Source organism: Streptosporangium sp. NPDC051023 (genome assembly GCF_040689595.1).
Taxonomy (GTDB): domain Bacteria; phylum Actinomycetota; class Actinomycetes; order Streptosporangiales; family Streptosporangiaceae; genus Streptosporangium.
The window spans coordinates 1-26,401 of sequence record NZ_JBFBCE010000013.1 but is presented as its reverse complement, the minus strand read 5'-3'; the positions used below and the strand labels follow the sequence as shown (position 1 = coordinate 26,401).

Below are 26,401 nucleotides of genomic sequence, written 5' to 3'. Positions count from 1 at the left end.
TCCAGCAGTACCGCCACCAGGTCGTCACGCAGGTTCGTGGTGTCGGGCGATGCGCGGTACCCGGGCTGTGTGCGGGCCGCCCGGCCTGTTCGGTAAAAAGCGCATATCGGGCATTTTTCATCGCGCTACGATAGAACTGTTCGAATGGGCGAAGCGGTCAGACTGCGCCTGGCGGACAGGCACTTCCAGGAGGTGTGCCGTGTCCAGTGACAGCGAACGCGAGGCGTTGCGCGAGATCCGGTGTCGGCCGCCGATCGAGGACCCGGGCTTTGCGCGGGTTTTCGACACCGGCGCGCGGTGCCTGCGTCGTACGCCGTCCGACCTGGCCCGGCGGGGCCATCCGATCTCGCCCGTGTTCGGTCCGTTGTCCCAGGTGATCCCACCCGCCACGAGCGGGACCGGTGAACCGGTTGCCGATCCAGAGGGCCTTCGGGGCGGCGGGACCGAGGGGAGACATGGGGGTGTGAAGTGATCACCGTTGTCATCTCCGCGCTGATCGCGGTCTTGGTGCTCGGCGCGATGTGGCTGGGGAGCGGCGTCCGGGTCGTCAGGCAGTTCGAGCGGGGCGTCGTGTTCCGGTTCGGGCGCGTCCAGGCCGAGCTCCGTAATCCCGGGCTCGCCCTGATCGTGCCGGTCGCCGACCGGCTGCAGAAGGTCAACATGCAGATCGTCACCATGCCGGTGCCCGTCCAGGACGCCATCACCCGTGACAACGTGACGGTCCGGGTGGACGCCGTCATCTACTTCCGGGTCGTCGACCCGGTACGTGTGATCGTCAACGTTCAGGACTACGAATCCGCCATTCGCCAGGTGGCGCTGGCCTCGCTGCGTTCGATCATCGGCAAGAGCGATCTGGACGACCTGCTGTCCAATCGGGAGCGGCTCAACCAGGGGCTGGAGCTGATGATCGACAGCCCGGCCGTGGGCTGGGGCGTGCACATCGACCGCGTCGAGATCAAGGACGTGGTGCTACCCGACACGATGAAGCGGTCCATGTCGCGGCAGGCCGAGGCGGAACGTGAACGACGCTCTCGCGTCATCACCGCCGAGGGTGAGCTGCAGGCCTCGGAGAAGCTGGCTCAGGCCGCGCGGGCGATGGCCGTGCAGCCCGCCGCGCTGCAGTTGCGCCTGCTCCAGACCGTCGTCGAGGTCGCCGCGGAGAAGAACTCCACCCTCGTGCTGCCCTTCCCCGTCGAACTGCTCCGCTTCCTGGAACGCCTGACCCCCGCAGAGGCCGGTCGGCCTGCCGGCCAGGCCGTCCCGGCACCTCCCGAGAGCGATCGGCCTGCCGATCGGGCAACCCCGGAACTTCCCGAGACCGACCGGGCAACCCCGGAACTTCCCGAGACCGACCGGGCAACCCCGGAACTTCCCGAGACCGACCGGGCAACCCCGGCACTTCCCGGCGGTCTGTCGACATCGGCCGACCAGCATCCCGCGGACACCCACATCCCCGGCCAGGTCACACCCAACGGCGCGGAAATCAACCGGTAGGCCGCCCCGGGGCTCGCCGCAGGACTCGGGCCTCCAACGTTGCCGAGGCCTCGCGGACCCGGGCCTGTAGCTCGGCCTCTTCGTGACCGGCAAGGGTCGCCAGGTCGCGGGAGCAGTGCCGTCTCAGCGGGACCCTCGTGTGCTGTGTCTCCCACAAGGGCCTCAACTGCCACAGAAGCCTGCAGCAGCGCCAGCGCGACCTGAACGACCTGAACGACTGGTGGGATCGCCACAGAAGAGAGGAGCACCACGAAAGGTGGTGAGACCTGGAGCGTCGGCCGGGAGAATCGCGCTGTGAAGGTACGGCGTTGGCGGGTTCTTGAAAAGATCTTAGTCGGGGAGACCGGTGAGGGCTGAAAACATATTCAGACCCTCATCGGCTTTGTGGCTCAGGCGACCGGGCTGGTAGGCCAGACGGTTGGGCCACCCCGGCCTGGAGTTGTGCGGGCCGGGAGACCGGCCCGCACCGACTACCGGGTTCTAGTCGTCGCCCCCCGCGACTGTGAGGGTGAAATAGGTCGTCTTGGTGGAGCTGTCGGAGGTCGCGACGAAGGCGATGGTGTAGGTGCCCTGAGGGACGCTGGCCGAGACGCTGATGGTCGCCGTGGCGGAGTGACCGTACGAGATGATGTTGACGGTCGTCCCCGCAGGGTTGCCGCTGGCGGACAGGGTCACCTGCTGGGCCGTGCCGGGCGACAGGTTGATCTGGACGGTGGTGGATCCGCCGGGGCTGACCCTGGCCGAGGGCGGGGTGACCGTGATCTCGAGGGGAGAGGGGGAGGTGCCGGAAGGGCTGGTAGGACTGGGAGGACTGGGAGTAGCGGAAGGAGTGGGAGTGGGCATCGAGCAGGTCGGCTCGCCGGCCTGGACGGGGACACGGATGGCGGCCCACGCGGCCTTGGTCGCGTTCATCTCGGGGCAGCCGTAGAGGTTTTTGGCGGCCTGTACGGTGGCCAGGCGTGCCTTGCCGTACGACCAGCCAAGGGACTTGCGCTGGAGTCCCAAATAGAAGATCCGGGCGGCTTTCTGGATGCCGATGCCGGTCAGCGAGGTCGGGCCCGCGCAGACCGGGCTGGCGGGTTTGCCCGGCGGGTTGGTGCCCTCGGCGAGCAGGTAGAACCAGTGGTCCTGCGGTCCGCCGTCGGCGGGTGGGATCATGGAGAGGGGGTAGCAGCTCCGATGATTCGTCAGTGAGGGGTCGTACATGTGCATGACCGGCCCCGCGCCCACCACGTTCACCTCCTCGCCGATCAGATAGTCGGGTTCGTCCAGAGCAAGGGGGTGGTTGACGTAGTGCTCGGTCAAGGTGCCGAAGATGTCGGCGGCCGACAGGCGGAGGGACTGCGCCTCCGCGCCGTTCCCGTCGTAGGCGCCGGTTTTCTCGTAGACGGCGAGGCCGTAGTGGTAGCCGACCAGGTCGAGTGAGGTGAGCTGGTTGGTGTTGGCGCTGTTGTGGCCGAAGACGACGCGGGTGCCGTCCCAGTAGGCGTTGACGTCGGTCAGGCCGACGGACGCCGGGTAGGAGCGGCCGGCTCCGTCGACGCCGTTGCGTCCCAGCCAGTTGCGCAACATGTCCCAGTGTTTCTGCGCGGCGAACATGACGTCGACGCAGGCGGTCTCCAGATTGGTGCCGGTTCCGTTGCCCCAGGTGTCGGTCGTCTTGGTGAAGACGGGGCCGTTGAGACGGCCGCAGCTCAGGCCGGGGCGGGTGGTGTCGGTCAGGGAGTACAGGCCTCCGGAGTTCGTGGTCTGGATGGTCACCGGGTTGCCGTTGAAGTAACTGTTGCCGGAGCCCAGGAGCGCCTGGCCGGAGGAGAGGCTTCCGCCCGTGCCCGTACTGTGTGTCGTGGCGAGCCGGGACACCGTGCTCGTGGTCTCCGCGCCGCTCGCCGGTGTCGTCGCGCCCATGGCGACGACCGTCACGAGAGCGGCCGCTCCCAGCGTGGTTTTGAGGTTCATACGCGATGACTCCTTGTCCGCAAGGAGCCGTGGCCGGCCAGGGCTGCCCCAACGGTGACATCGGCACGAGGGGCAAGGAACCCCCTAAAACCCCATATTTCGGGCGTATGGCACTTCTGGGAAAGCGTGGGCCGGGGGCCGGAAAGCGCGTTCCGGCCCCCGGCAGAGTCAGGCTCAGCGGAGGTCCCGTCCTTTCGACGTATTCGAATTCAGAAAACGCGGGGGTGAGCTGCTGGAAGGTCCGGTTTTGTGAGCTGATCGGAAATTTTGTCCGCATGGGTTGTTGGGAAGCGGGAAGTCTTCCCCGCGCCCCTCAGGGGGTCTCGGTTCGCCGTGATCCCGGTCCCCGTGGGGTGAGCACAGGCACTCCTTCAGTGCTGCCGTTGGTTCCGGATCAAGCCCGATGGAGGACATGGTGAAGCCAACGAACTCTGATAGACCGAACGAAGCGCTGTCGAGCGGGCCGGGCGGGCCACGCGGGCGCGTTCCACGCCCGCTGACCCTCGCCGCCGCCGTCGTGCTGGCGGCGTCCGGCGGCGTGGGGGTCTCCTCGGCGGCGTCGGCGTCTCCGGCGCCCATTCCGACGGAGCAGGAGACACCGACGCCCACGGCGACGGCGAGCGAGACACCTACCGGGACGGCGGTCCCCACCGCCACCGCCACCGCGACGCCGACCCCGGCTCCCACCGCCACCGCGGCGCCGTACGTCCCTCCGCTGACGTTTCCCGGCACCCTGCACGGCGAGTTCGTTCTGCCCGCGAAGGACGGCTGCGGTTTCACGGTTTTCACCCAGACAGGGGAGGCGACCGCTCTGGCGCAGGACTCGATCACTGTGAGAAGCCAGGACGGCTTCGAGAAGGCGTACACGATCGACGACTCGACCAGGATTCTCGCGGGCAGGCGGGGCAACGAGGTCAAGCAGGGGGACTGGGTCTCGGTGACCGCCGCCACGACCGCGGAGGAGACGGCGACGGCCGCCTATGTCTTCGACCTGTCGCGGCCCAGCAGGAACCTCTGGCGTGGCGGCGGCTGGTGGCTTCCCAGGCAGTGGCGTCCCGGGGCCAAGTGGCGCACTCCCACTCCCTGCCCGACCCCGACTCCCACGGCCACTCCCACGACCCCGCCGACCTCGACGCCGACCTCGACGCCGACACCGACGGAGACGCCGACGGACGTCCCGACGACGCCCCCCGCGGAGCCGGTCCCCACGGCGACGGACACCGCGACCCCGGTTCCCACCCCGACCCCGCCTCCGGCCCCCTGAGCCCGTCCCCCGGTGGGTGCGGGTAGCACCTCCGGGGCGTCCGTGCTCGGGAGAGACGAAACCGATGTGTAACCGTCATGAGTCGTCGCAGCTCAGAGCGGCACGAGCGCGGGCGACACGTCTTTGTGGACTGCCTTTTCCCAAGGTTACGGGGATACGCTCCCCAGCATGAACGGCGATACGGACCGGCGGCGGGGTGCACGGGTGCGACGCCTCCAGCATCACCGCCGCCGGCCTGTGCCGACCAGGATCGCCGTCACGGGGCACCGTGACCTCGCCGGTGACACGGCCTCGCTCGTCGACACCGAGGTCCGGGACTTCCTGCGGCAATACGCTCCCGGGTTCGTCGGGATATCCTGCCTGGCGGGTGGCGCCGACCAGATCTTCGCCGCCGCGGTCCTCGACCTCGGCGGCGCGCTCGAGGCCATCGTCCCCGCCCGCGAGTACGGCGAGGCGTCCTTCGACGTGTTGCTCCGCAGGGCCCGCGAGATCCGCAGGCTGCCCTTCGAGACGCCGTCCCCCCATGCGTACGCCGCGGCGAACGAGCTGCTGATCGAGTCGGCCGACCTGCTCCTGGCCGTGTGGGACGGGTTTCCCGCGCGTGGCCTCGGTGGCACCGCCGAGGCGGTCGAGGCGGCCACGAGACGCCGGATGCCGGTGCGCGTGATCTGGCCACCCGGTGCCAACAGGGCTTGACATCGTTTGAGACTTTGGTTCATCTCAAGGCGTGGAGGTGCTTCCGGAGTCCGAGTTCCCCGCTCTGTACCAGTCTGCCGATCGCACGGCCGTTGCCAGCCAGCGCAGATTGCTTTTCGCCACAGGGGTTCGCCTGTCCTCGCTGGTCATAGCCGCGCTTTGCGGTTCCTTCAGCCCCGGCCCCGGATGGCTGAGCACGACGGCCATGATCGCCGCGGCGGCGCTGGGGGTGGCTCTCGTCACCGAGGTCTATCTTCTGACGACGCGGCCGGACCGGCGGTGGTACGAGGCGCGGGCGGCCGCGGAGTCGGCCAAAACCCTGGCCTGGCGCTATCTGGTCGGCGGCGAGCCCTTCGGCCTGGACGGCGCGGGAGCCGGAGGCCTGGACGTCCGGCACGGTGACATGAACGGCGGCAGGGAGGGGAGCGGAGACGACGGGGCGAACCCGCAGCTCGATCACTTTCCCGACCGGCTTCTTCTCCGCAGGTTCAGCAAGATCACCTCTGATCTGCGCAGCATCGCTCCGGTCTCCATCATCAACGGGAACGCTCAGGTGACCGACGGGATGCGTGCGATCAGAGCGCTCCCGCTCCACGAGCGCAAGCGCCATTACATGGTGGGACGGCTGGACGACCAGCGGGCGTGGTACAGCGCGAAGGCGAACCTCTACGAGCGCCGTGCCGCCGTCTGGCTGGTCGGCGTGGCCACGGTTGAGGCTCTCGGCCTGGTCGCCGCCACCATCAAGGCCGCCATGGGCGATCACGGCCTGAACATCGACCTCCCCGGCGTCATGGGCGCGGCGGCCGCGGCGGCCGTCGCGTGGCTGCAGACCCGCCAGCACCAGCAGGTCGCCAGCGCCTACTCACTCACGGCCCTGGAGTTGGGAGACATCGTGGTCCGTGCCGCCTGGCCGGCGACGGAGGCGGAATGGGCTCACTTCGTGGATGAGGCGGAGGAGGCCATATCGCGCGAGCGTATGCTCTGGGCCGCCTCTCACGCTTAAAGGGATATTTAGGACTAAATAGCATTCATGGTGCTTTTGTGGAGCCGGTGGTCAAGCTTTACGGGTTACGGTCCCAAAAAGAGGTCATTCCGGGGGGTCGTGCTGTAGCGTTATCATATTACTGTCCTAGGTATTCGATCTTCGAGTGCCTGTTCGCATTGGTTTGGGGCTATGCATATCATCGAAGAGAAGCAGTCCGAGGTCGCGTCGGACGTCAAGGACCTGCGCGATGTCCCGTTGGACCGTGTTCCTCAAACCGATGCAGACAGCATCGTGCGGCGTGTCGCTCCTGGGGCCGCGCCCGTTGAGCGCGTCTCCGTCGCGGCTTTCAATTCATCGATCTGACCTGCGGGGCCGTAGTGGACGGGCCCTTCGTGCCATTCCGACAATTCGTACTTAAGGTTCATAGTCGGTGTGATCTGGCGTGTGACCATTGTTATGTGTACGAACATGCGGATCAGAGCTGGCGGGGCCGTCCCAAGGTGATTTCGGACCGGACCGTGGTCCGAGCCGCCGAACGTATCGCCGAGCATGCCGCCAAGCACGCTCTCGATCGTGTGCACGTCGTGCTGCACGGTGGTGAGCCACTCCTCGCGGGCCCCGCCAGGCTCGGTCGCATCGCCACCGAGCTGCGCGGGCGGCTCGACGGCCTGTGCGCGCTCGATCTGCGGGTGCACACCAATGGTGTGCTGCTCGACGACCGCTTTCTCGACGTTTTCGCCGAGCACGACGTCAAAGTGGGCGTCTCGCTCGACGGTGATCGCGTGGCCAACGACAGGCATCGGCGTTACGCCGACGGGCGCAGCAGCTACGACCGGGTGATCGCCGCGGTCGAGCTGCTGCGCCGCTGTCCCGAGCTGTACGCCGGGCTGCTGTGCACGATCGACGTCGCCAACGACCCGGTGGCGGTTTACCGGGCGCTGGCCGCGCTGGAGCCCCCGCGCGTCGACTTCCTGTTCCCGCACGCCACCTGGGACGACCCTCCCGTGCGTCCGGTCCCGACGGCGTACGCCGACTGGCTCATCGAGATCTTCGAGGTCTGGTCCGCCGAGGGCGCCGGGATCCCGGTGCGCCTGTTCGAGTCGATCATCCGCACCAGCCGGGGCGACTCCAGCCTCACCGAGTCGCTCGGGCTCGAGCCGTCCGACCTCGTCGTCATCGAGACCGACGGTGGCTACGAGCAGGCTGACTCTCTCAAGACCGCCTTCGACGGGGCGCCCGCGACCGGCTTCGACGTCTTCGAGCACGATCTTGACACGGTCGCCACGCACACCGGCATCCTCGCCCGCAGACAGGGACTCGGCGGGTTGTGCGAGACCTGCCGGGCCTGCCCGGTCGTCGACAGCTGCGGCGGAGGACTCTACGCCCATCGTTACCGGACCGGAGCGGCCTTCGCCAACCCCAGCGTCTACAGCCCCGACCTCTTCAAGCTCATCACCCACGTCCGGAGCAGGACCACGATGCCGACTCACGCGGTGCCCCACAGCACCATCGACGCCCTCGCGAGGGGGTACGGCGACGACCGCGACGTCGGCTGCCTCGCCGAGTCGCAGCGCACCCTGCGCCGGGGGCTCCTTGCGGGTGTCCACGCGCGGGCGACCACGCCCGGCTGGGATCTGCTCACCCGGCTCGACGCCGAGCACCGGGACGCCGTCGACACGGTGCTGGACCACCCCTATGTGCGGGTCTGGGCGGTGGAGTCCCTGCGGGACGCCACGCACGCCGGGCACCTCGCCAACATCACCGCGGCGGCGGCGATCAGGGCGGGAGTCAAGGCCGAGATCACCGTCAGGGTGCTTGACGGGCTGGTCCACCTGCCGACCCTGGGTGTGCTTGAGGCGGGGCGGGGCGCAGAGGCCCGGCTGCTCGTGGACGGCGGGCGCTTCACGCTCGAAGGCAGGCCGGAGGTGGCCTGGCAGCCGGTGAGACGGCTCGTCGCGGGTGACTTCTCCGTCACGCTCGAGGACACCGACCCCTACCGGGACTGCCACGAGCACCCGGTGGCGGCGCGGCTGACGTCGGACGACGTCGCCGCCTGGCAGCGGGTCTTTGCGCAGGCGTGGACGCTGATCGAGTCCGAATTCCCCGCCTACGCCCCCGGCCTGCGCGCGGGTCTGTCCACCCTGACCCCGCTCGCCCCTCCGGATCGGGGCGGGGACGCCAGCTCAACGGCCCGGCACGCCTTCGGCGCGGTCGCGGTCGCGATCCCCGAGGACCCCGCGACTCTCGCGCTGCTGCTGATCCACGAGTTCCAGCACGTCAAGCTGGGTGCGGTGCTGGACATCGTCGACCTGTACGACGAGTCGGACGCCAGGAGCTACTACGCGCCGTGGCGGCCCGATCCCCGGCCGCTCGAGGGGCTGCTGCAGGGAACCTACGCCCATGTCGCGGTCGCCGATTTCTGGCGGACGCGGCGCCGTTCCGCCTCCGTCCCCGCGGATGTGCAGTTCGCCCGCTGGCGGGAGCTGACGGCGAAGGCGATCGAGACCCTGGACCTCTCGGGGGCCATGACCCCTTTGGGGGCGCGCTTCGTCGCCGGAATGCGCCACTCGGTCGAACCATGGCTGCGGGAGCCCGTCCCCGATGACGCGGTGGCCGAGGCGGCCCTGCTTTCCCACCGGCACCACACGGCCTGGGTGAAACAGGAGAGCTGATCTTCTTATCCCGTTGATCTTCCTTTCCCGAGAATCGGGATGTTGGCACTTTTGTGGCAAAGCCTGCGTTCTTATAGTTAAATCTCGGGAGAAGGAGGCGGATGACCACCCCAGGCAAGCCCGCTCAACCCATCGGGCCATACTTCTTCCTCAGCTACGCGCATGTGCCCTCAAATGATCTCGCCGGTAGAGGTGACCCTAATAAATGGATAGAAAGGCTATTTCGGGACTTATGTGATCATATTGTCCAGCTCACCCGGGCCCTCCCGGGGGAGACGGGGTACATAGACAGGGATTTACGGACTGGGGATAACTGGTCGCAAACACTGTCCGAACGCCTTTCCGCCTGCCGGGTTTTCGTCCCCCTCTACTCCCCCCGCTACTTCGAGAGCGAGCAGTGCGGCAAGGAATGGGCCGCCTTTCTTGGACGCGCCTCCCATTACGAGGGGCCCGGCGCGATCGTGCCCGCCATCTGGGCTCCCGTGCGTGCGGCGGCCCTCCCGCACGCCGCGCAGGCGATCCAGTTCAACCACACGGAGCTGGGGGTGCGATACGCGGAGGAGGGTTTCTACGGGATCATGAAGCTCCGTAAGTACCGCGACCACTACCAGGCCGCGACCTTCGCCCTGGCCCAGCGGATCGTCGAGGTGGCCGAGTCGGCGCCGATGCCGTACGGGAAGATCCGCGATTACACGACCATGCCGAGCGTCTTCGCGGGCCACACTCCCGAGCGTCCGGTGACCGTGACCGTGGTCGCCCCCGACCTGGACAGCCTTCCCGAAGGACGCGGCGTCTACCACTACGGGCGGACCCCGCGCGAATGGGATCCCTTCCGCAGCAGCGGCGGCATGCGCTCCCTGGCCGACCGGGCGGACCTGATGGCCCGTTCCCGGGGCTTTCTGCCGCACGTCGGCACGCTGGAGGAGCACGCGGAAGCGCTCTCGGCCAAGGTGCCGCACTCGCCGGGAGTGATGCTGGTCGACCCCTGGGCGACAGCCGGGGACGACTGCAGAGAGCTGCTCCGCCCGGTCAACCAGCCGGGACGGCAGTGGATCACCGTCATGGTGCCCTGGAATCCCGAGGACCAGGAGAGCGTCCAGCAGCGGCCGAGGCTCAAGGCCTGCCTCAACGAGGCACTCGGTCACAAGCTCGCCGAGCCGACCGCCGTCCCCGACGTTCCCACCCTGGACGTCTTCGGAATCGCGCTGCCGGAAGCCCTGAACAAGGCGACCCAGCACTACTTCAAGCACGCCCCCGCGTACCCGCCGGAGGGCGAAACAGTCGACAGACCCAGGCTCGTCGGACCGGAGGAGTAGCCACCATGAGCGAGGGCCGGATCGTCACCTTCTACTCGTACAAGGGCGGTACCGGGCGCACGATGGCGCTGGCCAACACGGCGTGGATCCTCGCGAGCAGCGGCAAGCGGGTTCTCGTCGTCGACTGGGACCTGGAGTCCCCGGGTCTGCACAAGTTCTTTCGTCCCTTCCTCGAGGAGGGACTGGTCGCCCAGACCTCCGGGGTCATCGACCTGATCACCACCTACCAGTGGGCCGTGATGGAGGAGGACCAGGGCAGGGAAAGACCGCGTGACTGGCACCGCGAGTACGCCCGCGTCGAGCCGCACGCCGTCTCCCTGGAGTTCGACTTCCCCGACGAGGGAACGCTCGACCTCGTCTCCGCGGGGCGGCAGAACCGCGACTACTCCTCCGTGGTCTCCGGCTTCGACTGGGACACCTTCTACGAGCGTCACGGCGGAGGCCGGTTCATCGACGCGCTCCGTGACGACATGAGGGCCTGTTACGACTACACGCTCATCGACAGCAGGACCGGGCTGAGCGACATCGCGGACATCTGCACGGTCCAGATGCCGGACATCCTCGTGGCCTGCTTCACCCTGTCTGATCAGGGCATCGAGGGCACCTCCTCGGTGGCACGGCATATCGACGAACGGTACGCCGACCGCAACATCCGCATCCTGCCCGTCCCCATGCGCATCGAGACGGGTGAGAAGGAGAAGTGCGACGCGGGGCGGAGCATCGCCAAGCGGAAGTTCGAAAGATTCCCCAAGGGGATGAGCCGGAACGAGGCAGACCAGTACTGGGGCGCGGTCGAGATTCCCTACACCCCCTTCTACGCCTTCGAGGAGATCCTCGCCTCCTTCGGCGACGAGCCCAACAGGCCGGGCTCCATGCTCTCCGCGTTCGAGCGTCTCACCGGCGCGATCACCAAAGGTGAGGTCACCTCCTTTCCCCAGATGGAGGAGTCCGTACGGCTGCGCCACCTGGAACGGTTCGTCCGCCGCCAGCCGGCGCACCAGCCCGACGTCTACCTCAGCTACGCCTCAGGGGACCGCATGTGGGCGGACTGGATCGCGGCCCTCCTCGACCGGTACGGCTACCACGTGATGTTGCGCAGCCTCGACTCCGAGGCGGCCGCCGACTTCACCGCGGACTCGCCAAGGACGATCGTCGTGCTCTCCGGCGCCTACATCCACTCTCCGCGCAGCCGCGAGGTCTGGCAGCGGCTCACGAACGCCGAGGCCGAGGGCCAGGCAGAGCTGATCGCGATCCGCGTCTCCGAGTCCCGCTTCCCCTCTCCGTTCGGGGACCGCGCGCTGACCGACCTCACCCGGATCCCGGAGGCGCCCGCGGCGCAGATCCTGATGAAGGCCTTCGGCAGGGCCGACGGCGGTATGCCGCTGGACCTGAGCGCGCTCGGCGCGCGCTTCCCGGGGAGCGAGCCCGCCGTGTGGAACGTCCCCGCGCGCAACGCGGCCTTCACCGGGCGTGGCCCCGTGCTCGACACGCTGCGCGGCCAGCTCGTCGGCCGCAACCGCCCGACGGTGGTTCAGGCGATCTACGGTCTTGGCGGTGTCGGCAAGACCCAGGTGGCGCAGGAGTACGCCCACCGCTTCAAGGCCGACTACGACCTGGTCTGGTGGATCTCCTCGGAGGACCCCGAACGGATCAACTCCGCGTTCGAGGAGCTCGCCAGGCAACTCCGCATCCCCGTCACCGACACCGTCTCCGAGGTCGTCGAGGCGGTGCGTCAGGCGTTGCGGATCGGGGAACCGTACGGCCGCTGGCTGCTGATCTTCGACAACGCCGGGGATCCGGAGAGCCTGGGGGCCCTCTTCCCCGGCGGATCCTCAGGGCATGTCCTGATCACCTCGCGCAACCAGGCGTGGTCGACCGTGGCCGAGCCCCTGGAGATCGACGTCTTCAGCCAGGAGGAGAGCCTGGAGCACCTCAGCCGCAGGGTTCGCGGGCTGGCGCCAGGGGACGCCCTGAAGGTCGCGGAGGAGCTGGGAAACCTGCCGCTCGCGGTCGAGCAGGCGGCGGCCTGGCTGGCGGAGACCGGCATGCCCGCCGTGACCTTCCTGGAGGAGCTGAAGACGGAAACGGCCCGGGTGCTGTCCCTGGGGCAGCCCGCCGACTATCCGCACCCCGTGGCGGTCACCTGGAACCTCTCGCTCGGTCAGCTGCAGGAGAGCTCTCCCGCCTCGGTCAGGCTGCTCGAACTGTGCGCCTTCTTCGCCCCCGAGCCCATTTCGATGCAGCTCCTCTACAGCGACGAGATGATGGAGGCGCTCCTTCCCTTCGACGAAACGCTGCGCGAGAAGCTCGTCCTGGGGCGGGTCATCCAGCAGATCGGCAGGTTCGCGCTGGCCAAGGTCGACCAGGGCAGCAACACCATCCAGGTGCACCGCCTCGTCCAGGCGGTGATCCGCAGCCAGATGTCGGACGATCAGCAGCAGCAGGCCTGTCACCAGGTCCACCGCATCCTCGTCGGAGCCAGGCCCCGGCAGGGCGACGTGGACGACCCCGAGAACTGGATGCGCTACGACCTGCTCTGGCAGCACCTGCAGCCCTCGAAGGCGACGGAGTGCACCGAGGAGGAGACCCGGCAGCTGCTCACGGAAAGGGTGCGCTACCTCTGGAAGCGCGGTGACTTCGAGCAGGCCCTTGGCCTGGGGGACGACCTGGCGCAGTACTGGGAGGGGGTGTTCGGCGTCCAGGACCGGCAGCGGCTGCACCTGCTGTTCAACGTGGCCAACGTCAAGCGCTCCCAGGGCAAGTACGAGGAGGCGAGAGACCTCGATGTGTGGGTGCGCGAGCAGCAGCTCAGCGGGGTCGGGGACTATCATCCGCACACGCTGATGACCACGGGCGGCCTCGCCGCGGACCTGCGCGGTCTCGGCGAGTACGAGAAGGCGCTGGAGATGGACAAGGCCACCTACGAGCAGTGGAAGATGCTGTTCGGCGAGGAGCACCCGCGCACCCTGGCCTCCGCGAACAACCTGGCGCTCGGTTACCGCCTCATCGGGGACGGCCTCAGCGCCCGCGACCTCGATCAGGACACACTGCAGCGCCGTACCCAGGTGCTCGGCATCCACCACCCCTACACCCTGTTCTCCGCCGCGCAGCTTGCCCGCGACCTGCGCGAGATCGGCCAGTACCGCGAGTCGGTCGATCTGCTGCAGGCCACCTTGCAGCACTACCGTGAGTCGCTGGGGGAGAACTTCGTCGACACCCTGCGCGCGGCCAAGAGCCTCGCGGTCTCGCTGCGCAGGGCGGGCGAGCCGCGGGAGGCCGCGCAGCTCGCCAAGGAGACCGACGAGCGGTACAGGCTGCGGTACGCAGGCACGCCGGACGCGCTGGCCGCGACCCTGGAGCTTGCCTGCTGCCTGTCCGCGCTGGGCGACAAGGAGGGGGCGCGGACCCTCGCCGGCGAGATCGCGCGCACCTACCGGGAGACCCTCGGCGAGAACCATCCGGGCACGCTCATCGCGCTGAACAACCTGGCCACCTACATGCGCGGCACCGGAGAGCTGGAGAAGGCCACGGTCCAGGCGGAGACCGTGCTGGAGGGGCTGCGTGCGCGTCTCGGCGCCAACCATCCCTTCGCCCTGTCCGCGGCGATCAACTTCGCGAACTGCCTGGGAGACGGAGGACGGCTCCAGGCGGCGCGGTCGCTGGAGCAGGAGACCCTGGCGGCCCTGCGGGTCAAGCTCGGCGAGGCGCATCCCGACACGCTGGTCTGCGAGGCCAACCTGGCGGTGACCCTGTGGTCGGCGGGTGAGATCGTCAAGGCGGAGCGGCTCAGGAGCAGGCTGCTGCAGGTCATGGGGCGCTCCCTGGGCGAGACCCACCCGACCGTGATCCAGCTCCAGGAGTGGGGACGTATTAACAGAGATCTCGAACCCCAGCCCTTCTGACGTCAGGCCGCGGTCAGCCAGGTCATTATGTCGGGCATCACGCGCAGGGCGCCGAAATGTGCCACCCCCCGCTCGATCACCACTTCGGCGCCGGGGATCCGCCGGCCAAGCCAGTGCGCGTGCCCGACGGGGGAGAACACGTCCGCCTCGCCGTGCCAGAGCAAGGTGGGCACTGTGATGACGCCAGGATCGAACCCCCACGGCGCGCTGAACGCCAGGGCGTCGTCAAACCAGCCGTGCCCCGACTTCCGTACGGCTTCGGCGAAGTTCCGGGCCAGCATTCTGCGAATCCCGAAATCCGCCACGACGTGACGATCGGGCTCGGGCAGGTCGTGGTCGAGCGCGGGGACCAGGCGGGTCGGGTCGGCTCTGATCTGCTCGACGGTCGGGGAGAGCAGCGCCGAAACCGCGCTGTGGCCGAGCGCCGCGGCGGTGTACTCGTCCACGTTCGACACCGCCATGCCCTCGAACCAGTCAAGCCCCTCCGCGTCCCAGGGCGCGAGAGGGACGAGCGCCGCGACCCTCGTCGTCCGCTCCGGCAGCAGCGCCGCGCAGGCGAGGGCGTGCGGGGCGCCCCCGGAACGGCCCAGCACGGCGAACGACCCGATTTTCAGATGGTCGGCGATGGCCGCCATGTCCTCGGCGACATCGGCCACGCTTCTCCCTTCCCTCCGGTCGGACAGCCCATATCCCGGCCGGTCGTATGTGATGAGCCTTACTCCCAGGCGGTAGAGCACGGTCGCGCGTGGTGAGGGGCCAACTCTGCTGCCCGGCGTGCCGTGCAGCAGGAACACGGGGTTTCCCTCAGGCTCCCCTTTCTCCTCGACCGCGAGCGTTCTCCCGTCACGGGTGGACACGAACCTCGTCAAGATACCTCCTCGCTTTTTACGAGGATCTTCCTACCTGTCATGAAATTTGTCCTATAGCGATTTGTTGTGGAAACACCTCACTCACCTTGCTGTAACGGGACATCGTTGTCTCTGATTGATTCCGGTGGGTATGAATTGCGATTTTTCGTAGTGTGGGAGAGATGGCTATAATTTTCTGCCATGACCGGCATCAGCCACACGCCAGCCGTTTCCGAGGCCGTCCACCAGGGGGAGACCGGTGGCGTGGACGGGTTCGGCGAGCGGGCGGAGGAGCACCGGCGGGAGCTCCACGTGCACTGCTACCGGATGCTCGGTTCCTTCGACGAGGCCGAGGACCTGGTGCAGGAGACGTTCCTGCGGGCCTGGCGCAGGCGTGAGACGCTGCGGAGCGAGACCGGTCTGCGCGCCTGGCTGTACCAGATCGCGACCAACGCCTGCCTGGACCACCTCAGGGCGCATCCCCGGCGGCCACAGCCACGTCCCGCGCCGGTCCTGGCCGCGGATCCGGGGCTCGAACCGCCCGCCTCCGGCGCCGTCCCGTGGCTCCAGCCGTACCCTGACGAGCTGCTGGACACCGCCGACGTGGTCGTCGATCGTGAGACGATCGAGCTGGCCTTCCTGGTCGCGATCCAGCACCTGCCGCCCAGGCAGCGGGCGGTGCTGATCCTGCGCGACGTGCTCGGCTGGTCGGCGCAGGAGACCGCGGTGTCGCTGGAGCTGACCGTCGCCGCCGTGAAGAGTGCTCTGCAGCGCGCCAGGCCGACGCTCAAGGAGCACCTGCCCGCGCGGCGCCTGGAGTGGGCGGCCTCCGCCGAGCCGACCCTGCAGGAGCGCGCGGTGCTGCGGCGCTACATCGACGCCGTCGAGCAGGCGGACCCGTCCGTTCTGGCCGAAGTACTGCGGGCCGACGTGTGGCAGACGATGCCGCCCGCCCCGATCTGGCTGCTGGGGCGCGAGGCGTTCATGGCGTCGTGGACCCCCGCGATGGTCGGGCCCGAGGCCTGGGGCGACTGGCGGCTTCTCGCCACCCGGGCCAACCGGCAGCCCGCCGCCGCCGCGTACCTGCGCAGGGCGGGCCAGCCGGACTTCAGGCCCTCCTGGCTGGGAATCCTGCGCGTCGAGGACGGGCTGGTCACCCAGATCACCACGTACGGCGAGGAGACCTTCCCCAGGTTCGGTCTTCCGTCCTCGCTCTGATCCCCGCCACGGGCTCGGGAGCCTGTCTCCGAGACGGACCGATTCCTTTTTCGCGCGCCCCTCGTCATACGGGGGAGCTTTCGAGAGAGGAACCACCATGACCGATCTTCAGAAGGATGTGCAGGCCGCCATCGACGAACTCGTCGAGTCGGGGGCGGAGCGCGGCGTGCAGGTCGCCGTCTACCGGCGCGGCGAGCTCCTGGTCGACGCCGTCGCGGGCGTCGCCGACCCGGAGACCGGCCGCCCCTTCACCTCAGGAACCCCGGTCTACAGCACCTCGACGGGTAAGGGGGTGACGGCGGCCGTCGTCCACGTGCTGGCCGAGCGCGGGGTCCTCGACTACGAGACCCGGATCGCGGACGTGTGGCCGGAGTTCGCCGCGCACGGCAAGGAGAAGGCGACCGTACGGCACGCGCTGACACACGCGACCGGTGTTCCCGGGGTGCCGGTCGGCACCACGCCGGAGGACCTGTGCGACTGGGACGGGATGTGCGCGGCGATCGCCCGTGCGACGCCGTGGTGGGAGCCGGGGACCCGGTTCGGCTACCACCCGCAGAGCTACGGCTACATCCTCGGCGAGGTTGTGCGCCGGGTGACGGGCAGGCGCATCTCGCAGGTGCTCCGCGAGGAGGTCGCGGGACCGCTCGGCGTGGCCGACGAGCTGTTCTTCGGTGTCCCGGAGTCCGAGCTCGGCAGGCTGGCCAGGCTTGAGGACGAGGGGCCCGCGGTGGAGCTGCCCGCCGAGGTGATGGCCCAGATCCCGTTCTTCAGGGTGGTCGACGGCTACACGGCGGCTCCCCTCGCCGCGCTTCCCGACGCCGCCTTCGGCAACCGCGCGGACGTGCTCGGCTCAGACATCCCGGCAGGCGCCACGATGACGGCCCGTGCGGTCGCCCGTATGTACGACGCCCTGCTCGGCGGAGCGCTCGTCTCGGCTGACCGGCTGCGCGAGCTGTCGTCCCCGGCGGTGACGGGCGTGGACGAGGTCACCGGCGCACCGGCCACCTGGGGGCTCGGCTACTCGATCGGCCTGACCCCGGCACTCGGCGCTCCGACCCTGTTCGGAATGGCAGGCAGCGGAGGGACCGCCGCCTTCGCCGACACCGCGACAGGCGTGAGCGTCGGCCTGACGAAGAACCGCGCCTCGGCCGGTGAGTTCGGCACCGTCGAGCGGATCAGCCGGATCGCGCTCGGGCTGGACTGATCGCGGCGCCGCCTCACGCGCCGTGCGGGCGAGACCCGAGCCCGCACGGCGCCCCGCCGTGTTCCTCCCGGCAGGCCGTTCTCCGGTTCTCTCCGGTGCGAACCCCGTGGCCTCATACAATGACGCGGTGCCCTCCTCAGAGAACGATCCCGGAGACATCGGTCTTGACCACCCCGGCTGGGAGGCAGACACCGCCGAGCCACCCGGCGGAGCTCTGAGCGGGCCCGAGACGAGCGACGACGTCCTGAACGGGGCGGCGGGCGGGCTCGACGAGGACGGGGCAGGGGAGAGCGACGCGGCGCGGGTTTTGCGGCGGGTCTTCGGCTACGCCTCGTTCAGGGAGGGGCAGCAGGAGATCATCGAGCACGTCGTCGGCGGTGGCGACGCCCTCGTGCTCATGCCCACCGGCGGCGGTAAGTCCCTGTGCTACCAGATCCCCGCGCTCGTGCGCCAGGGCGTCGGCGTCGTCGTCTCGCCGCTCATCGCGCTCATGCAGGACCAGGTCGATGCCCTGACGGCCCTCGGGGTTCGGGCGGGCTTCCTCAACTCGACCCAGGATTTCGACGAGCGCGCCGCGGTCGAGTCCGCCTTCCTGGCGGGCGAGCTCGACCTGCTCTACCTGGCGCCGGAACGCCTGCGGGTCGACTCGACGCTGAGGCTGCTCGACCGGGGAAAGATCTCGCTGTTCGCCATCGACGAGGCGCACTGCGTGGCCCAGTGGGGCCATGACTTCCGGCCCGACTACCTCGCCCTGTCCGCGCTGCACGAGCGCTGGCCCGACGTGCCCCGCGTCGCGCTGACCGCGACCGCGACCCCGGCGACCCACGCCGAGATCGCCTCCCGGCTGAACCTGGGGCAGGCCCGCCACTTCGTGGCGAGCTTCGACCGCCCGAACATCCAGTACCGCATCGAGCCGAAGAACGAGCCGAAGCGGCAGCTGCTGAAGCTTCTGCGCACCGAGCACCCCGGCGACGCGGGCATCGTCTACTGCCTGTCACGGAGCTCCGTCGAGAAGACCGCCGAGTTCCTGGTGGAGAACGGGGTCCAGGCGTTGCCGTACCACGCGGGACTCGACGCGCGCACCCGGGCGGAGAACCAGGGGCGCTTCCTGCGTGAGGACGGCCTCGTCATGGTCGCCACCATCGCCTTCGGCATGGGCATCGACAAACCGGACGTGCGCTTCGTCGCCCACCTCGATCTCCCCAAGTCGGTCGAGGGCTACTACCAGGAGACCGGCAGGGCCGGGCGTGACGGCCTGCCCTCGACCGCCTGGCTGGCCTATGGCCTGCAGGACGTCGTGCAGCAGCGCAAACTGATCGACACCTCGGAGGGCGACGACGCCCACCGCAGACGGCTCGACACCCACCTCGAGGCCATGCTGGCCCTCTGCGAGACGGTCGAGTGCCGCAGGGTGCGGGTGCTCGACTACTTCGGTCAGCAGGGCGCCCCCTGCGGCAACTGCGACACCTGCCTGTCGCCGCCCGAGTCCTGGGACGGCACCGTCGCCGCCCAGAAGGTCCTGTCCACGGTGTTCAGGCTCATGCGGGAGCGGCGCCAGAAGTTCGGCGTCGGGCAGATCGTCGACATCCTGCTGGGCAGGCAGACGCCCAAGGTCACCCAGCACGGCCACGACTCCCTGACGGTGTTCGGCATCGGCACCGAGCTCGGCGAGGCCGAGTGGCGTGGCGTGGTACGGCAGCTGCTGGCCCAGGGACTGCTGTCCGTCGAGGGCGACTACGGCACCCTGCTGCTGACCGAGGCGAGCGCCGAGGTGCTCGGCCGCAGGCGGCAGGTCATGCTGCGGCGCCAGCCACAGCGGGAGACACAACGGGAGACACAGCGGGAGGCGCGGGCCAAGACTCCCAAGTCCCGCCGCGCGACCCCCGTTGACCTGCCGGAGGAGGCGGTGCCGGTGTTCGAGCGGCTCCGCGCCTGGCGTGCCGCGACCGCGAAGGAGCAGGGGGTGCCCGCGTATGTGATCTTCCACGACGCGACCCTGCGTGAGATCGCGGCCGGAGCGCCGTCGTCCCTGGCCGAGCTGGCCGGGATCAGCGGTGTCGGCGAGAACAAACTGGCGAAGTACGGGCAGGAGATCCTGGACACCCTCGCGGCGGAGCAGGCCTGAACACACGGTCGGGAACCGGGGCCGTTTCCGGTCACGAAACCGCGCCGACCGCTTTCCATGAACAGAAAGTGATCTTCAAGTCACCGTAAGGCATGGAACGCCCGGCGTCAGGGGCCTCACGTGCGCAGCGACGGCACTCCGGTTCGATTCCGTCACAGACGTGAACACCCGTTTGGCGAACAAGTTGCCGATATTCTGGAATGATCTCGTTCATATCCTGTCGGACATCGAGACTGACGGACAGTGAGTGAGATGCCCCCCATTGATCAAATCAGCGCCTTCGCGTCGGACAAGCCGGTCATAACGGTCATCATCTGTGTGATCGGCCTGGCGCTCCTGGGCCTGGCCTACATCGCCCTCAGAGCCGTCTACCGTGTCGGAAACCAGTTCTTCCATCGTTACGTCGCCCCCCGCCCGGCCGAGGACATCCTCACCGTCGTCGCCGCCAGCATCGCCACCGGCGTGTCCGCGCAGGGCATGTGGCGCTTCTCCGGTGACGTGCTCGGCTTCGACGGCCCGCTGCGGCTGCTGCTCTTCGCGTTCATCGAGGTCGCGGTGATCACCAGCGCGGTACGGGCCCGCCGCAACATGCGGGAGAACTACTCGGCGGGCATCGACGGCATCGCGGTGTGGACGCTCACCGGCCTGTCCGCGGTGCTGTCGAGCATGGACGCCCGTAGCCTCGCCGAGGCCGTCTTCAGGCTCGCCGCCCCGCTGGTCGCCGCGTGGCTGTGGGAGCGGGGCATGGCGATCGAGCGGCACCGCATCACCGGGCGGCACCGCATCAACTGGCGGCTCACCCCGGAGCGCATGCTGGTCCGCGTCGGGCTCGCCGAGGTCAGTGACCGTACGGCGAGCGAGGTCGACGCCCACAGGCGGCTGACCCGGGTCGCGCTGGCCGCCAAGCGTGCCCGCGCGCTCCGCGAGACGGGGGCGTCCGACCGGAAGATGCGCGGCGCGCTCACCAAGCTGGACCGGGCGATGGACCGAGCGGTCGAGCACACCGGCCTGGCGGTCGACAGCAACCGCCAGGAGGCGCTGCTGTCCCAGATCGGGGCGCTCTACAACACCTCCGCCCTGATCGACCTGAGCCCGCCGGTGCCGTGGGCCCCTGAGCCCGAGGAGACGCCGCAGCTCTCGCCCGCGCTGCCGGCGGCCGTGCTGGACGACGATGATGACGAGGGCGAGGTCGAGATGCTCGATGTGACCCCTCCCGTCGTCGACACGGCGCAGCGCGCGGCCCTGATGCGCGCGGCGCGGGAGTACTGGGACAAGCAGATCGAGCGGAAGTTCGTCCCCAGGGCGGCCGACATCGCCCACGAGATCGGCATCTCGCTGACCACCGCCCGTGAGTACCGCGCCCTGTGGAAGCTGGAGCCCCGCGCTCACGCTCTGATAGAGGCCGCCTACAACGAGCACGGCATCATCGACACCGGCACCTTCCCCGCGATCGAGACCCAGCAGGAACGCATCCTCACCGTCAACGGCTCCTCTCACGGCTGAGCCGGGGAACCCGGGAAACGCCGGGGAACACGGTGTGACGGCCGGTGGCGGGCGCGCGCCGGCTCGTCCTCGTCGGCGAGTTCGTCTCCACGCTCACGGCGCGGGAGACGAGGGGCCCGGGTTTCGGCCTCCTGCGGCGCGCCGCCGGGCGACAAGGGGATGCAGGGCGCGGGGGAGGTCCGCGGGCCGTAGGACGGCCGAGCCTACTCGACCTCCGCGCTTCCGTTGACGCGGAGCTTGCGGCGGGCGCGTTCGTAGAAGGTGGTGCCGCCGAGCCGTACCACCCATGCGGCGGCACGCCGCGCCGTGACGGTCAGCCGGTCTCCCGGCGACAGGTGACCGGCGACCGCGCCGTCCACCTCGACGGCCAGCCTGCCGCTCGACGGGAGCAGCTCCAGGGTGACTTCCTCCTCGGCCGACAGGACCATGGCCCGGTTGAACGCCGAGTGGGCGGCCGCGGGCACGACGAGGAACCCCTCGACCGTCGGGGAGACGATGGGGCCTCCCGCGGAGAAGCTGTAGGCGGTCGATCCCGTCGAGGTGGCGACGATGACGGCGTCGGCCGCGTAGCGGACGAAGGGATGCCCCGCGACCGCGACCGCGACCGCTGACAGCCCGTCGCCGGGAGTGCGCACCAGGGCGATGTCGTTGAACGCGGTCACCATCCCCGTACCGGGCAGCGGTGCTCGCACCGCCATGCGGGGTTCGACGGTGTAGTGATGGTTGTCGATGGCGGAGAGCGCCGGGGGCAGGTCGTCAACGTCGATCTCGGCGAGAAATCCCAGCTTGCCGAGGTTCACCCCGAGAATGGGGGTCGACCGGCCGGTGATGAGCCGCATGGTGCGCAACATGGTGCCGTCACCGCCCAGGCTGACGAGCAGGTCGGCGCGTTCGACCAGACTTTCCGCGTCGACTGATACGGCGCTGCAGTCGATGCGCCCGACCTCGTCCGGCAGGCCGAGCACCGTGACGCCGCGGTCGCGCGCCCACTCCACGATGGCGTCGATGGCCACCTTCGAATCACGCTGCGGGTGCAGAACCAGCCCGACCGTTTCGACCATGCCCATTCCGCCACTGTACGGCCCGGCGCTGAACGGCTCCGTCCCGCACGTGACCGCTCAGCGCTGGCGCCGCCGTTTCATCCGCGCCTCGTGGAGATGACGGTGGCCGTCCGCCAGCTCGTCCCTGATCCGTTTCTCCAGGTCGGCGAAGAAGCGGTAGTAGCAGTCCTCGTACTCCTCGACGATCTGGAAGGTCCATCGGCCGGGCAGCACGTCGCGGCCGATGAGCTCGTCGGCCACAAGGTCGGCGAGCTCGTGATGGCCTCCGGCGCGCAGCAGCTCGACGACCTGGTCGAGTTGCAGGTCGGCGTGGCCGGTGAGCTGGTGGAAGGAGTAGAGATGGCCCCTGGCCCTCTCCGTGGTCTCCAGTGCCTCGGAAAGCCTGCCCAGCGCCTCGACGGTGACGTCGTCGATGCCGGCGGGCTCGCAGGGCCAGGGGGGCGAGGGCCTGGCCCGCTCTCCGTCCTGAGTCACCTGGCCTCCTCACAACAGGTTCACCACGACAGGGTTCACCGCGCCCGGCGGGGAGAGGCGAGGCTTGGCGGCGGTCACCGAACCCGGCGACGTGGCGCCCTGCGTCGTCTCTCACCGGTTCCTCGAAGGCCGCTCGGCGATCGGACCGCGGGAATCTTTCTGTACCCAGGTGCCGGGGAGTGAATCGCGCGGGCCCGCGGTCGGGCGCCGGACCGGCTCCCGTGTTCCGTCCGCAGGGCATCGCCGAAAAGACCGCTTATGTGTGGACTGAGCATGGTGGGGTGATGTTTCCGCCTGCAAATTCCAATATCGCCGTTCGGTCGAACCTTTCCGACAATAGCGATTTTCGTGTTTTGTTTAATGATGTTTAATGCTTGACAAGCTATTTAATGTGACTCCAAAATTGGATCGCTCCGCGATGGCGGTTTGCACCCGAGTCCTCGTCTCAGAGGTGGGAAGGGTGCTATGAATTCGGTCGCGGTCAACCCCTCGCTCTCCTTTTTCTGATTCACGTCTTCGGCCTCTTTTCGATCCGATTACGGATGGGTGGTGTGTGTTGTGACGGAGCTCGATGCCGGCAGGCCGCAGTTGAGCCTGGGCACGGACGCGGCGCGCAATCTCGCGACGACGACCAAGACAGTGCCGCAGATGCAGGAGATCTCCTCGCGGTGGCTGCTGCGCGTGCTGCCGTGGGTCCAGGTCTCCGGCGGCACCTACCGGGTTAACCGGCGGCTCAGCTACACCCTCGGCGACGGGCGGGTGAGCTTCACCACGGTTGGCTCCGAGGTGCGGGTCGTGCCTGCGGAGCTGCGGGAGCTCCCGTCGCTGCGCCACTTCGACGATCCCGAGGTCCTGCAGGCGCTGGGGGAGCGTTTCACCCAGCGGGAGTTCGCCGCCGGGGACGTGCTGGTGCAGGCGGGAAGACCCGCCGACGAGGTGGTGCTCATCGCGCACGGCAAGGTCAACAAGGTCGGCGCGGGGCCGTACGGTGACCAGGTCGTCCTGTCGGTGCTGGCCGGTGGCGACCACTTCGGAGACGAGACGCTGGCCACCCAGCAGAGCGAGTGGGAGTTCACGGTCAAGGCGGTCACCGCAGGGACGGCGATGGTGCTGTCCCGGGAGGCCTTCCGCGAGGTGGCCGACCAGTCGGAGACGCTGCGTGCGCACCTGCGCCAGGTGCAGGCCGGTCCGAAGGGGCCGCAGAACAAGTACGGCGAGGCCGCCATCGAGCTGGCCGCGGGACACATCGGAGAGCCCGACCTGCCGGGTACGTTCGTCGAATACGAGCTCGGCCCCCGTGAGTACCAGCTCAGCGTCGCCCAGACGGTGCTGCGCGTGCACACCCGGGTCGCGGATCTCTACAACGACCCGATGGACCAGGTCGAGCAGCAGCTCCGACTGACCATCGAGGCGCTGCGCGAGCGGCAGGAACACGAGCTGATCAACAACCGCGAGTTCGGCCTGCTGCACAACGCCGATCTCAAGCAGCGGATCCACACCCGGACCGGTCCGCCGACCCCTGACGACCTCGACGAGCTGCTCAGCCGTCGCAGGAAGACGCAGCTCTTCCTCGCGCACCCCCGCGCCATCGCGGCGTTCGGCCAGGAGTGCAACCGCAGAGGGCTCTACCCCCTCGGTGTCGACATCGGCGGCCACAGCGTGCCCGCCTGGCGCGGTGTCCCGATCTTCTCCTGCAACAAGATTCCCATCACCGGCAGTCGGACCACGTCGATCCTCGCTCTCAGGACCGGCGAGGAGGAGCAGGGAGTTGTCGGCCTGCACCAGACGGGCATTCCAGACGAATACCAGCCGAGCCTGTCCGTCCGTTTCATGGGCATCAACGAGAAGGCCATCATCTCCTACCTGGTCAGCGCCTACTACTCCGCCGCGGTCCTGGTTCCCGACGCCCTCGGAATCCTCGAAGACGTCGAACTCGGACACTGAGAGCGGGTCATGCGGTATTTCGAGCCCCCTGTTTTCTCCGTGCGGAGTCCGGAACGGTGGAATCCTCATCTGGAAATGGCGCGCACGCACCTCGGAAAACGGATGCGCCGGCCGGTAACGCCCGAATTCGAGTTTTACCGGCCGGACGGGGCCAGGCGTCGGGACCGGCACGGGTTCGGCGCCACGGGCGACAGGCCTTCGCGCGCGTGCGCCCACCCGGACGCGCCGGGCGGGGAGTCCGATCTCGTGACCGGCCGTTACGAGGGGGTACGGACATGACGGCGGTTGAGGGGCGTCCGGCGGCCGGGGCCACGGCTGAGAGGCTCGCGCCGACAGGACCGGTGGGAACCGTCGCCGAGGGATGGGCCTCCTCTGGAGCGGTCACCGGGGAGGTCGTGCCAGAGGGGTGCCCGATGGCGGGAACGGTCGCCGGAGAAGGTCCGGTGACCGGTGGGAGCGCGGCGGAGGGGGGTCTGATGGTCGACGCTGTCACCGAGGGAGGCCTGGTGACCGGTGAGGGCGCGGTGGAGGGGCGCTCGGCGCGTGCGGTGCTCCTGTGGAGCCGCGGTACGGTCGAGCCCGCTCTGCGCTCGGCGGTCGACACGCTGCCTCCGTCGATGCGGCGCATCGCCGGTTACCACTTCGGCTGGTGGGACGAGTGCGGTGAGCCGACCCGGGCCGACAGCGGCAAGGCGATCCGTCCCGCGCTGGTCCTGCTGGCGGCCGAGGCGGTGGGAGGCAGTGCCGCCGCCGCGCTGCCCGCGGCGGTCGCCGTCGAGCTGGCGCACAACTTCTCGCTCCTGCACGACGATGTGATGGACGGTGACAGGACCCGCAGGCACCGCCCCACGGCCTGGGCCGTCTTCGGGATCAGCCCGGCAATCCTGGCCGGAGACGCCCTGCTGGCGCTGGCCTTCGACGTGCTCTCCGCGGACGGTCAGCGAGTCGCTTCCGAGGCGACCCGGAGCTTCGGGGCCGCGATCCAAGAGCTGCTGGAAGGGCAGAGCGCGGACGTGGCCTTCGAGAGGCGTCAGGACGTCGAGCTGACCGAGTGCCTGGTCATGGCGGCGGGCAAGACGGGCGCGCTACTGGGATGCGCCTGCGCGCTCGGCGCCCTGTTCGGCGGCGGTACCCCGGAACAGGTCGAGCGCCTGCGCGCCTTCGGCAGCGACCTGGGACTGGCGTTCCAGCTGGTCGACGACCTGCTGGGCATCTGGGGGGATCCCGAGGTGACCGGTAAGCCGGTTTACTCGGATCTGCGGAGCCGTAAGAAGTCCCTCCCCGTGGTGGCCGCGCTCGCTTCCCCCACTCCCGCGGGACGGGAGCTGGCCGGGCTCTACCATCGAGAACACCCGCTGACCGACGCCGACCTGGTTCACGCCGCCGGGCTCGTCGACGCCGTGGGCGGGCGGGCGTGGAGCCAGGCACAGGCCGACGAGCTTCTGGCGCGGGCGCTGCGCCACCTGCACGCCGCGAGTTCCATGGCGCGGCCCGCCGCCGAGCTGGGAGCGCTCGCCCGTCTTGTCACCCGACGCGACCGCTGAACCGGCCTCAGCCATACCATCGGATGATAGTCAAGTGCGGGGTATGCTTTCCTGACTGAGCGATGGCAGCCTGGGCGCGAATCCATTGTTGACGTGCTCAGATTGGATCGTCGTCGTGAGGGTGGCATTCGTCGGTAAGGGCGGCAGTGGCAAGACCACGCTGTCGGCGCTGTTCACGAGATACGTGGCGAG

The 26,401-nt window shown here is 68.9% G+C and carries 18 protein-coding genes; 14 read left to right on the top strand and 4 right to left on the bottom strand.

The features are described 5' to 3' along the window. The first annotated feature begins 468 nt into the window (after positions 1–468). On the top strand, positions 469–1,494 hold the full coding sequence (locus AB0395_RS11095) for an SPFH domain-containing protein (protein WP_366279245.1): 1,026 nt from the start codon (positions 469–471) through the stop codon (positions 1,492–1,494). 480 nt (positions 1,495–1,974) lie between these two features. On the opposite strand, the gene AB0395_RS11090 is transcribed toward AB0395_RS11095, so the two are convergent. Further along, a complete protein-coding gene (locus tag AB0395_RS11090; RefSeq protein ID WP_366279242.1) occupies positions 1,975–3,453 on the bottom strand; it encodes a M4 family metallopeptidase in 1,479 nt (492 codons plus the stop codon). 412 nt (positions 3,454–3,865) lie between these two features. Between AB0395_RS11090 and AB0395_RS11085 the strand changes: the two genes are divergently transcribed. The 7 genes from AB0395_RS11085 (at position 3,866) to fxsT (ending at position 14,288) form a co-directional block, all read left to right on the top strand. Beyond that, positions 3,866–4,717: a hypothetical protein gene (locus tag AB0395_RS11085; protein WP_366279241.1), complete on the top strand. Its 852-nt coding sequence runs from the start codon at positions 3,866–3,868 to the stop codon at positions 4,715–4,717. Positions 4,718–4,885: 168 nt separating this feature from the next. Further along, a complete protein-coding gene (locus tag AB0395_RS11080) occupies positions 4,886–5,413 on the top strand; it encodes a hypothetical protein (protein ID WP_366279238.1) in 528 nt (175 codons plus the stop codon). Between the two features lie 31 nt (positions 5,414–5,444). Next, positions 5,445–6,416: a DUF4231 domain-containing protein gene (locus tag AB0395_RS11075; protein WP_366279236.1), complete on the top strand. Its 972-nt coding sequence runs from the start codon at positions 5,445–5,447 to the stop codon at positions 6,414–6,416. A 171-nt stretch (positions 6,417–6,587) separates the two neighbouring features. Then, entirely contained in the window at positions 6,588–6,761 is a 174-nt protein-coding gene (locus AB0395_RS11070) for a hypothetical protein (RefSeq protein WP_366279233.1), read from the top strand. Between the two features lie 14 nt (positions 6,762–6,775). Further along, positions 6,776–9,070, top strand: a complete 2,295-nt coding sequence (locus AB0395_RS11065; protein ID WP_366279230.1) for an FxsB family cyclophane-forming radical SAM/SPASM peptide maturase — start codon at positions 6,776–6,778, stop codon at positions 9,068–9,070. 101 nt (positions 9,071–9,171) lie between these two features. Continuing rightward, entirely contained in the window at positions 9,172–10,386 is a 1,215-nt protein-coding gene (locus tag AB0395_RS11060; protein WP_366279228.1) for a TIR-like protein FxsC, read from the top strand. 5 nt (positions 10,387–10,391) lie between these two features. Beyond that, positions 10,392–14,288: an FxSxx-COOH system tetratricopeptide repeat protein gene (gene fxsT / locus AB0395_RS11055; protein WP_366279225.1), complete on the top strand. Its 3,897-nt coding sequence runs from the start codon at positions 10,392–10,394 to the stop codon at positions 14,286–14,288. A 2-nt stretch (positions 14,289–14,290) separates the two neighbouring features. Here fxsT and AB0395_RS11050 read toward each other — a convergent pair whose 3' ends face one another. Further along, positions 14,291–15,157, bottom strand: coding sequence for an alpha/beta hydrolase (locus tag AB0395_RS11050; protein WP_366279222.1), 867 nt, complete (start codon positions 15,155–15,157; stop codon positions 14,291–14,293). A gap of 180 nt (positions 15,158–15,337) precedes the next feature. Between AB0395_RS11050 and AB0395_RS11045 the strand changes: the two genes are divergently transcribed. The 4 genes from AB0395_RS11045 (at position 15,338) to AB0395_RS11030 (ending at position 21,186) form a co-directional block, all read left to right on the top strand. Further along, positions 15,338–16,354 (top strand): RNA polymerase subunit sigma-70, encoded by a 1,017-nt coding sequence (locus AB0395_RS11045; protein WP_366279219.1) that lies wholly within the window; start codon positions 15,338–15,340, stop codon positions 16,352–16,354. A 97-nt stretch (positions 16,355–16,451) separates the two neighbouring features. Beyond that, positions 16,452–17,558: a serine hydrolase domain-containing protein gene (locus AB0395_RS11040; protein WP_366279217.1), complete on the top strand. Its 1,107-nt coding sequence runs from the start codon at positions 16,452–16,454 to the stop codon at positions 17,556–17,558. A 127-nt stretch (positions 17,559–17,685) separates the two neighbouring features. Continuing rightward, positions 17,686–19,683: a DNA helicase RecQ gene (gene recQ / locus AB0395_RS11035; protein ID WP_366279214.1), complete on the top strand. Its 1,998-nt coding sequence runs from the start codon at positions 17,686–17,688 to the stop codon at positions 19,681–19,683. Positions 19,684–19,935: 252 nt separating this feature from the next. Further along, on the top strand, positions 19,936–21,186 hold the full coding sequence (locus AB0395_RS11030; RefSeq protein WP_366279212.1) for a hypothetical protein: 1,251 nt from the start codon (positions 19,936–19,938) through the stop codon (positions 21,184–21,186). Positions 21,187–21,389: 203 nt separating this feature from the next. Here AB0395_RS11030 and AB0395_RS11025 read toward each other — a convergent pair whose 3' ends face one another. Together AB0395_RS11025 and AB0395_RS11020 are read right to left on the bottom strand one after the other, a co-directional pair. Next, positions 21,390–22,253: an NAD(+)/NADH kinase gene (locus tag AB0395_RS11025; protein ID WP_366279209.1), complete on the bottom strand. Its 864-nt coding sequence runs from the start codon at positions 22,251–22,253 to the stop codon at positions 21,390–21,392. A gap of 51 nt (positions 22,254–22,304) precedes the next feature. Then, positions 22,305–22,721 carry a hypothetical protein gene (locus AB0395_RS11020; RefSeq protein ID WP_366279207.1) on the bottom strand — a complete coding sequence of 139 codons (417 nt, stop codon included), beginning with the start codon at positions 22,719–22,721 and terminating at the stop codon, positions 22,305–22,307. A gap of 558 nt (positions 22,722–23,279) precedes the next feature. Between AB0395_RS11020 and AB0395_RS11015 the strand changes: the two genes are divergently transcribed. Both AB0395_RS11015 and AB0395_RS11010 read left to right on the top strand, forming a co-directional pair. Beyond that, positions 23,280–24,665 carry a family 2B encapsulin nanocompartment shell protein gene (locus tag AB0395_RS11015; RefSeq protein WP_366279204.1) on the top strand — a complete coding sequence of 462 codons (1,386 nt, stop codon included), beginning with the start codon at positions 23,280–23,282 and terminating at the stop codon, positions 24,663–24,665. Between the two features lie 476 nt (positions 24,666–25,141). Next, complete coding sequence (locus tag AB0395_RS11010; RefSeq protein WP_366279482.1) at positions 25,142–26,209, top strand: family 2 encapsulin nanocompartment cargo protein polyprenyl transferase; 1,068 nt, start codon at positions 25,142–25,144, stop codon at positions 26,207–26,209. The last annotated feature ends 192 nt before the right edge of the window (positions 26,210–26,401 follow it).

What these genes read in the sequence shown, in the direction of transcription:
- AB0395_RS11090 (WP_366279242.1), bottom strand. Translation starts at nt 3,453, where the DNA reads ATGAACCTCAAAACCACGCTGGGAGCGGCCGCTCTCGTGACGGTCGTC.
- AB0395_RS11085 (WP_366279241.1), top strand. Translation starts at nt 3,866, where the DNA reads ATGGTGAAGCCAACGAACTCTGATAGACCGAACGAAGCGCTGTCGAGC.
- AB0395_RS11080 (WP_366279238.1), top strand. Translation starts at nt 4,886, where the DNA reads ATGAACGGCGATACGGACCGGCGGCGGGGTGCACGGGTGCGACGCCTC.
- AB0395_RS11070 (WP_366279233.1), top strand. Translation starts at nt 6,588, where the DNA reads ATGCATATCATCGAAGAGAAGCAGTCCGAGGTCGCGTCGGACGTCAAG.
- AB0395_RS11060 (WP_366279228.1), top strand. Translation starts at nt 9,172, where the DNA reads ATGACCACCCCAGGCAAGCCCGCTCAACCCATCGGGCCATACTTCTTC.
- fxsT (WP_366279225.1), top strand. Translation starts at nt 10,392, where the DNA reads ATGAGCGAGGGCCGGATCGTCACCTTCTACTCGTACAAGGGCGGTACC.
- AB0395_RS11045 (WP_366279219.1), top strand. Translation starts at nt 15,338, where the DNA reads ATGACCGGCATCAGCCACACGCCAGCCGTTTCCGAGGCCGTCCACCAG.
- AB0395_RS11040 (WP_366279217.1), top strand. Translation starts at nt 16,452, where the DNA reads ATGACCGATCTTCAGAAGGATGTGCAGGCCGCCATCGACGAACTCGTC.
- AB0395_RS11030 (WP_366279212.1), top strand. Translation starts at nt 19,936, where the DNA reads ATGCCCCCCATTGATCAAATCAGCGCCTTCGCGTCGGACAAGCCGGTC.
- AB0395_RS11025 (WP_366279209.1), bottom strand. Translation starts at nt 22,253, where the DNA reads ATGGGCATGGTCGAAACGGTCGGGCTGGTTCTGCACCCGCAGCGTGAT.
- AB0395_RS11010 (WP_366279482.1), top strand. Translation starts at nt 25,142, where the DNA reads ATGGTCGACGCTGTCACCGAGGGAGGCCTGGTGACCGGTGAGGGCGCG.